Here is a 7,445-nt window from a genome sequence, read left to right as displayed (position 1 = left end):
AGGTATGGTGCGGCGATGTGACGTATATCTGGACCGGGAAACGCTGGGCATACCTTGCGGTTGTTCTTGATCTGTTCGCGAGGAAACCGGTGGGCTGGGCTATGTCGTTCTCCCCGGACAGCAGACTAATCATCAAAGCACTGGAAATGGCATGGGAAACGCGTGGTAAACCAGCCGGAGTGATGTTCCACAGCGATCAGGGTAGCCACTATACAAGCAGGCAGTTCCGGCAGTTGCTGTGGCGTTACCGGATCAAACAAAGCATGAGTCGGCGTGGTAATTGTTGGGATAACAGTCCGATGGAGCGCTTCTTCAGAAGTCTGAAAAACGAGTGGATACCGGTAACGGGCTACATAAGCTTCAGCGAAGCAGCTTATGAAATTACCGACTATATCGTGGGATATTACAGCGCATTCAGGCCGCATAAATATAACGGTGGGTTGCCACCAAACGAATCAGAAAATAGATACTGGAAAAACGCTAACGCGGTGCCCAGTTTTAGTTGGCCACTACAGACCACTTCGGCGAAAAGATCGGGATTGAGATCGAAATCCACCTGCTCATGCCACGCTTCTGACGAATCAAACGGCTCTGCCGCGCCGCGCTGCTCAAACTGCAGTGCATAGCAAAACGTCCGCCGGATCGAGATTATTCTGCGCCAGTTCAAGAAAAATATCGTAGGCCGCTTCGAGTGTTTCGTTGTCCGTCAGACAATTGTCTACATCCATCATTACTGTCCCGTTAGCTGAATTGGCGCTATTACAGCATGCCGTCCGGCAAAATTACAGTAATGGACTGAAAAAGTAGAACAGCCGCTCGACAATACGCTGCCAGTAGGGACGCTTTGACCAGACTTTGGCTTCAATGAGCCGTGAGCGGGCGATATAGTCCTCCTGTACCCGCGCCAGATCGCTGCCAAAATCGTCATCGTCGATGACCAGGGTTATCTCAAAATTAAGCCATAGGCTGCGCATGTCCAGATTTACCGTCCCCACCAGACTCAATTGACCGTCGACCAGCACACTCTTAGTATGCAGCAGACCGCCTCCAAACTGATGGATCAGCACTCCGGCTTCTAGTAGTTCGGCAAAAAAGGCACGGCTGGCCCAGCCTACCAACATGGAATCGTTATGGCGTGGAACGATAATATGGACCTCCACGCCGCGCTGCGCCGCGGTACAAATGGCGTGGAGCAAATCGTCGCTCGGCACCAGGTAGGGCGTGGTCATCACCAGTTGTTCGCGCGCCGCATAAATCGAGGTGAGCAACGCCTGATGAATGACCCCCTCGGGGAAACCGGGCCCCGACGCGATCACTTGAATGGTGTGTCCGGTGGCCTGTTCAAACGGCATGATATTGACGTCGGGCGGCGGCGGCAGGATGCGTTCCCCGGTTTCTATTTCCCAGTCGCAGGAGAAAATGATCCCCATCGCGGTCGCAACCGGCCCCTCCATGCGCGCCATGATATCGATCCATTGCCCGACGCCGGCGTCCTGTTTGAAAAAACGCGGATCCACCATGTTCATGCTGCCGGTGTAGGCGATATAATTGTCAATCAGCACCATTTTGCGATGCTGGCGCAAATCCATGCGGCGCAGAAAGACGCGCAGGAGGCTGACGTGCAGGGCTTCTACGACATGCACTCCGGCGGCGCGCATCAGTGCGGGGTAGGGACTGCGGAAAAAGTCCACGCTGCCGGCGGAATCGAGCATTAGCCGGCAGCGCACGCCGCGCCGCGCCGCCGCCATTAACGCCTCAGCCACCTGGTCCACCAGGCCGCCGTTCTGCCAGATATAGAACACTATCTCAATATTGTTTTGCGCCAGGCCGATATCGCGGACCAGCGCCCGCAGGGCATCATCGCTGCTGGTCAGCAGCTGCATTTGGTTGCCCTTCAGGCCACCCATGCCCTGACGGTGCTCGCACAGTTGAAACAACGCCCGGGCCACTTCGCTATTTTCACTGGCAAAAATGCGGCGACAGCCTTTGAGATCTTCGATCCACTTGGCGGTGGACGGCCAAAGGGCCTTACTGCGTTCGGCGCGGCGTTTACCCAGATTGAGTTCGCCGAACAGCAGATAGGTAATAATCCCCACCAGGGGGAGAATATAGATGACCAGCAGCCAGGCCATGGCGGAGGGCACCGCGCGACGTTTCATCATAACCCGCAGGGTGACGCCTGCGATCAACAACCAATAGCCGAACAGCAATAACCAGTTGATTACGGTATAAAGCGTTGTCATAGGGGCGAAAAATCCTGTTCGCGGAGCGTTAGCCTGAGTTTACGCATAAGGGGCGCAAAGAGGAAATTGTTTTACCCGGCGCATAATACGCTGCATCCGCACGCGGCTTGGCAGGGATGAAAAAAACAGCTATAATGGCGAGCGTTCGTTTAAGCTCGTTCCCAAGGTCTTTGTGATGAAAAGAAGCCGTAACGAAGTGAGCCGTTGGCGTATGCAGCGTCGGCGCACCCAGTGGGTAGAAGCCCAATCCCACACTTATCGGCGCTTGGCGCGCTTGAGCCATCTTCAGCTCAAACAGCAGCAGCGTTCGTTGCTATTTTCCCTCGCCTATACGCTGAACTGAATCGAACGCTGGCGCTGTCTCTGCGGGTCGTCGCAACTACGCTCCAGACGGGGTATTTCCTTGATTTTCAGGCGGTAAAAAAACCGCTTTTATGCCGATTGAGATGTGACAAACACTCTGCCTGTTTTCCTCCCTTAGGCGTTGCCTGCAGCGTTACTGCGTGGCGGTCGCGTGGTTGAGGTTGATGTAGAAACCGGTGTTTTCCGGATCGCTCGCCGAGGCCACCGCGGCGACAAAGCTGGACACAAAGCTGGCATCACTGCTGCTGGCACTGCTGGATGCGCTCTGCAATGCCGCAGCAGTCGTACCGGCCGCGCCGGCGGTGTAAACGGACGAGCTGCTGACCGCGGACAGCACCAAGGCTGCCATCAGTGTTTTATTCAACATATTTACCTCCTACTGTTAAGTGTTTAACCGGGAGTACAGCATTTCTACGTTATGCGATAAGCTGGCGGGCGGGGTACAAACCGGATATCCTCCAATGCGGCATGATTCGGAACTGTCCGTCAAAAAGCGGTGAGATAACGTACTAAAACGCGTCAATTTATAAAGTTGACTGCGAAAATCCCTAAATAGAATGATTTCGCGCCACGCTCACGGAAATTGTGGTGAATTTATCATTGAAGGGACCGTTTACCGCCAGCCACAATATCCCCCTGCCACTCTTGCATGACACCATGAGATTTTTACACTATCGACCTTGCGTTCCGTGTTGCATCCCCAGTCCTATGGCGACCATGGCGCCGTGGGCGACGGTCATCATAGGTATTCGGGCCGGGGCCAGTGTGGCCGGCGGCACCCAGGCGCCGTTGGGCAGGGGGAAGGCTGGCGCCGCCTGTTTCCCCACACCGTGGGGCTTGACGGGGCACGCACCCGCTGCGTTGGCGGTCAGAAGACCTTTTTGTAGGGCTTGACCTGCACGGTCGCATACACGCCGGCGGCGACATAGGGATCGGCTTCGGCCCAGGCTTGCGCCGCTTCAAGGGAGTCAAATTCGGCGATGACCGTTGAACCGCTGAACCCCGCTGCGCCGGGGTCATTGCTGTCTATGGCGGGGGTGGGGCCGGCCGTAAGCAAGCGGCCCTGATCACGCAGCAGCTGGAGACGCGCGAGATGGGTAGGGCGAACCGATAGTCGCTTTTCTAACGAATCGGCCACGTCTTCGGCATAGATGACATAGAGCACGGCAAAACTCCCAACCTGGAATAAGTAAAAATAATTCACGTTATGATATTGCACCCTATAGCGCAATGAAAAGTTACGCCGCCGGGACGTGTTAAAGGGGGCAGGCGGCGGGCGCCGACACATGAGCGCTGAGACAGTGGCCCTAGAGCGAAAGGTCCGGCGCGCCTGCCTGCCCTCTGACAAATAAATGCGCTAAACGATAAAGAGATCGCTGACAGTTATTGAATATAATTGCTATTTGCATTTAAACTTTGCTCTCATCCACGACTTCCAATGATATGGCGTTAACTATTTTGAATCAGACCTGCCGCTTTTCCTGGCCGTTTATTGCTTCTGCCGGATTACACGTTTTTTTGGTCGCAGGATTACTCTATGCCACGGCCCCGCCGATAAGTTTACCCTCAGCCGTCGAGCAGCCCATGACCGTGATGCTGGTGGCGCCTGAGCCGCAGCCTGTCCAACCCGATCCGGAAGTCGAGCCGCAACCTATCCCGGAGCCTGAACCGGAACCGCCCGCGCCGGTGCTGGTGCCTAAACCCACGCCGAAACCAAAACTGAAACCCAAACCTGAACGGCACCGTGAAATCGAACCCCAGCCGCCGAAACCCGTGACGCGTCCGGCGACGCCCGCCCCCAGCGCGCCGTCGGTTCGTCCAACCACCGCGCCGGTAACCAGCGCTCCGAAGAGCAGCAGCGTGAAAAGCGTGAGTAATGCGCCGCGGGCCATGCAGCGTACCAACCCCATTTATCCCCCGCGGGCAAGGGCGTTGGGCATTGAGGGCCGCGTGAGTGTGATGTTCGACGTCAATGCCGAGGGGCGGGTGGAAAATGTGCGGGTGCTATCGGCTCAGCCACGTAACATGTTCGAGCACGATATCCGTTTAGCCATGCTCCGCTGGACCTATGAGCCGGGCAAGCCGGCAACCAATTTGACGGTCAATTTCAAATTCGACCTTGAGAACGTCAGCAGCGGCGGATAACGGCGCAAAACCGGGCGCAAGGACGCCGCCCGTTGAGCACCTTAGTCCGCTGCGCTGCGCTGCCGCCGGTCCGGCGGCAGTGGGTGAGGTTTACCGTCATTATCCACCGCGACGTACGTAAACACCGCCTCGGTCGCCCGGTAGCGCTGGCCGATGGGCTCCGAAGACACTTTCTTCACCCAGACCTCAATATTGAGGGTCAGCGAGCTGTTGCCGGTTTTTAGGCACTTAGCATAGCAACAAATGACATCTCCCACCGCGACCGATTTCAGAAATGTCATACCGTCGACGCGCACCGTCACTACCCGACCCTGAGCCAGCTCTTTCGCCGGAATAGCGCCGCTGATATCCATTTGCGACATCAGCCAGCCGCCAAAAATATCGCCGTTGGCATTGGTGTCAGCCGGCATTGCCAGCGTACGCAGCACCATCTCGCCGCTAGGCGTCATCTCTTCGCTCATCATTACTCCCGCTTAACGACACCCACGCTGAAGGCGCAGGATTAATGGATATTATTGTTTTACTCGTCTTCCGCCATATGGCGGTAGATATAAATGCCGCTGAGCAGCGTAAAGACCAACGTCAGGCCGGTGAGGCCGAAAACCTTAAAATTGACCCACACGCTCTGCGGCAGCCAGAAAGCGATATAAATGTTCGCTGCGCCGCAGGCCAGGAAGAAAAGCGCCCAGGCAATATTCAAGTTGTTCCAGACACGGGCAGGGAGACGGATCTCTTTATCCAGCATACGCTGGATAAGCGGCTTGCCGAATACAAATTGGCTAATCAGCAGCGCGGCGGCAAACAACGAATAAATCACCGTCACCTTCCACTTGATAAATTCCGCGTTGTGATAATAAAGCGTCAGCGAGCCGAAGATCGCTACCAGCACGAAGGTAATCAGGGCGACTTTCTCGACCTTGCGATAGCGCCGCCAGGTGTAAACCAATACCAGCGCAGAGGCAACGATCAACGCGCCGGAGGCGTAGTAAATGTCGTAGAGCTTATAGACGATAAAAAACACCACCAAGGGCAAAAAATCCAGAAACTGCTTCATAACAAAATCCACCGGTAAAGAGGGTAAACGCCGGCCATCAGGCCTGCCGCAACAGCATGTACAGACGATAAAGATAGATTAGCAGCAGGGCGGAAATCAGATTGCTCAATCCATTCAATAATACCGCCGCCACCAACGATGACACCAGAGTGAACTGAGTGGCCAGCAGAAGTACCGCGGCCTTGGCCAGCAGCCAGAACAAGACCGCTGGCGCCAACAGACGAAGATTGGCAAACGCCAGCCGGGCGCTCAGGCGCACTGATTTGATCGCGCCCAGATTGTCTCTGGTGGCGATGACCGGCGCCAGGCTAAAGGCGATGGCCAGCAGGATACCCGGTACGATAATCAACAGCAGTCCCAGTTGTACCAGCAGCGTTGTAAAAAAGATAAGCAGCAGCAGGCGCGGCAACAGCGGCGCCGACAGGCCGATGGAGCGCAATATGTTAACGGGCTGGCGGTTGGACACCTGGCGGATCATGGTCAGCAGCCCGCCGGCCAACAGCACATTGCCGACCAGACCCGCCAGGGTGCCGGCGGCGGAAGCTTTCAGCAATACCCGTTGCTGTTCCACTGACATCTGTTGTACCAGCTGCTGCAGACTCATATCGGCGGTATCGCCCATATAAGTACCGTCGCTCAGGGTCATCAGTTGCTCACTTCCCGGAGACAGCGTATGGCCCAGCACGACGCTTATCAGCGCCGTCAACAGCGCCAACAGCAGGATACTGGCAAACTGATTACGGAAAAAATTCAGCATGTCGCGGTACAAAGTACTTGCCATAATTGGCATGGGGGGGCTCCTTGGCAAAACAATCAACGATTAGGCTAGCCCTCTATTCTACCCTGTTAATCCACGGCTTGGCACCCTAATGCATTATCCGGGGGCGAGCGTGGCACGATAATCCCCTGCGTCATCGTTCGCGCCAGCGGCGGCAGGCCATAATGCGCCCGGGCGCGATCGCTGGCGGCGTTTGCCCGGCTATCTCCGCTGCTCATCTGAAATTCCCGACAGAGGGAAGGACGGGAGGCATAGAGGGTGCAGCTGACGCGCTCGCCGATTTGGCCTTGCAGCGCGCGACAGAACGCGAGGCGATCGTTGGTGCCTGACATACAACGCAAGAATGGGGTGAGCGGTTCCGTTAACGCCGCCGGCACCTGGCCCCTGCGCCGTCATCCGCCTCGGCCCAGTAAAAAGATACGCGAAAAAAAGCGCGGCAGGCGCCGCAGGACAGGCAGGGGTTGCCATCACCGCTCATGCTGTTATCCACCGACGCCGCGGCGTCTAAGCTGAACTGACACTCCCTGAAAACTACCCAGCCGGAAGCCGGAAAGCAACAGAAATGAGTTATCACCGCTTCTTTTGCTGTTATTGCCATTCGGTTGACATGGATTATCCTGTAAATAGTAAGGGAATTGATATAACACTGGCTATCAGTGTGACACATCAATTTGCCTCTACACCACCGTTAGCCCGGATGGTGACAAGGATCAAATTTACCCCTTAACGGCAAACTGTAGTGGTCAACTAAAACTGGCCACCGCGTTAGCGTTTTTCCAGTATCTATTTTCTGATTCGTTTGGTGGCAACCCACCGTTATATTTATGCGGCCTGAGTGCGCTGTAATATCCCACGATATAGT

8 protein-coding genes and 3 pseudogenes are annotated in these 7,445 nt (G+C 55.8%); 3 read left to right on the top strand and 8 right to left on the bottom strand.

Annotated elements, in window-relative coordinates; all coding sequences use genetic code 11:
* Nucleotides 1-503, top strand: a pseudogene (locus ACTBDU_RS15200) (IS3 family transposase); the annotation flags it as partial.
* 11 nt (nucleotides 504-514) lie between these two features.
* Here ACTBDU_RS15200 and ACTBDU_RS15195 read toward each other — a convergent pair.
* Together ACTBDU_RS15195 and cls are read right to left on the bottom strand one after the other, a co-directional pair.
* A pseudogene (locus ACTBDU_RS15195) lies at nucleotides 515-728 on the bottom strand (DUF440 family protein); the annotation flags it as partial.
* Between the two features lie 54 nt (nucleotides 729-782).
* Nucleotides 783-2,243: a cardiolipin synthase gene (cls, locus tag ACTBDU_RS15190; protein WP_438807057.1), complete on the bottom strand. Its 1,461-nt coding sequence runs from the start codon at nucleotides 2,241-2,243 to the stop codon at nucleotides 783-785.
* Between the two features lie 175 nt (nucleotides 2,244-2,418).
* Between cls and ACTBDU_RS15185 the strand changes: the two genes are divergently transcribed.
* Entirely contained in the window at nucleotides 2,419-2,586 is a 168-nt protein-coding gene (locus ACTBDU_RS15185) for a YciY family protein (RefSeq protein WP_438807056.1), read from the top strand.
* A 153-nt stretch (nucleotides 2,587-2,739) separates the two neighbouring features.
* Here ACTBDU_RS15185 and ACTBDU_RS15180 read toward each other — a convergent pair whose 3' ends face one another.
* Nucleotides 2,740-2,973 carry a hypothetical protein gene (locus tag ACTBDU_RS15180; RefSeq protein ID WP_438807055.1) on the bottom strand — a complete coding sequence of 78 codons (234 nt, stop codon included), beginning with the start codon at nucleotides 2,971-2,973 and terminating at the stop codon, nucleotides 2,740-2,742.
* Between the two features lie 501 nt (nucleotides 2,974-3,474).
* Complete coding sequence (locus tag ACTBDU_RS15175) at nucleotides 3,475-3,771, bottom strand: YciI family protein (RefSeq protein ID WP_074013587.1); 297 nt, start codon at nucleotides 3,769-3,771, stop codon at nucleotides 3,475-3,477.
* Nucleotides 3,772-4,049: 278 nt separating this feature from the next.
* Here ACTBDU_RS15175 and ACTBDU_RS15170 point away from each other — a divergent pair, with 278 nt between their 5' ends.
* Nucleotides 4,050-4,751 (top strand): TonB family protein, encoded by a 702-nt coding sequence (locus tag ACTBDU_RS15170; RefSeq protein WP_438807054.1) that lies wholly within the window; start codon nucleotides 4,050-4,052, stop codon nucleotides 4,749-4,751.
* A gap of 41 nt (nucleotides 4,752-4,792) precedes the next feature.
* Here the strand turns inward: ACTBDU_RS15170 and yciA are convergent, their stop codons facing one another.
* The 4 genes and pseudogenes from yciA to ACTBDU_RS15150 form a co-directional block, all read right to left on the bottom strand.
* Nucleotides 4,793-5,215: an acyl-CoA thioester hydrolase YciA gene (yciA, locus tag ACTBDU_RS15165; protein WP_438807053.1), complete on the bottom strand. Its 423-nt coding sequence runs from the start codon at nucleotides 5,213-5,215 to the stop codon at nucleotides 4,793-4,795.
* A 56-nt stretch (nucleotides 5,216-5,271) separates the two neighbouring features.
* Nucleotides 5,272-5,805 carry a septation protein A gene (locus ACTBDU_RS15160; RefSeq protein ID WP_438807052.1) on the bottom strand — a complete coding sequence of 178 codons (534 nt, stop codon included), beginning with the start codon at nucleotides 5,803-5,805 and terminating at the stop codon, nucleotides 5,272-5,274.
* A 37-nt stretch (nucleotides 5,806-5,842) separates the two neighbouring features.
* Complete coding sequence (locus tag ACTBDU_RS15155; protein ID WP_438807051.1) at nucleotides 5,843-6,595, bottom strand: YciC family protein; 753 nt, start codon at nucleotides 6,593-6,595, stop codon at nucleotides 5,843-5,845.
* Nucleotides 6,596-6,651: 56 nt separating this feature from the next.
* Nucleotides 6,652-7,061, bottom strand: a pseudogene (locus tag ACTBDU_RS15150) (YkgJ family cysteine cluster protein).
* Between the last annotated feature and the right edge of the window lie 384 nt (nucleotides 7,062-7,445).

The organism is Sodalis sp. (in: enterobacteria) (assembly GCF_051710625.1).
Taxonomy (GTDB): domain Bacteria; phylum Pseudomonadota; class Gammaproteobacteria; order Enterobacterales; family Enterobacteriaceae; genus JBPESN01.
Note: the sequence above shows the minus strand (reverse complement) of the source record. Positions and strands in the feature narration are given on the sequence as shown.

Coding starts and splice junctions, on each gene's coding strand:
- ACTBDU_RS15180 (WP_438807055.1), bottom strand. CDS start 2,973: ATGTTGAATAAAACACTGATGGCAGCCTTGGTGCTGTCCGCGGTCAGC.
- ACTBDU_RS15160 (WP_438807052.1), bottom strand. CDS start 5,805: ATGAAGCAGTTTCTGGATTTTTTGCCCTTGGTGGTGTTTTTTATCGTC.
- ACTBDU_RS15155 (WP_438807051.1), bottom strand. CDS start 6,595: ATGCCAATTATGGCAAGTACTTTGTACCGCGACATGCTGAATTTTTTC.
- ACTBDU_RS15170 (WP_438807054.1), top strand. CDS start 4,050: ATGGCGTTAACTATTTTGAATCAGACCTGCCGCTTTTCCTGGCCGTTT.
- ACTBDU_RS15185 (WP_438807056.1), top strand. CDS start 2,419: ATGAAAAGAAGCCGTAACGAAGTGAGCCGTTGGCGTATGCAGCGTCGG.
- cls (WP_438807057.1), bottom strand. CDS start 2,243: ATGACAACGCTTTATACCGTAATCAACTGGTTATTGCTGTTCGGCTAT.
- yciA (WP_438807053.1), bottom strand. CDS start 5,215: ATGATGAGCGAAGAGATGACGCCTAGCGGCGAGATGGTGCTGCGTACG.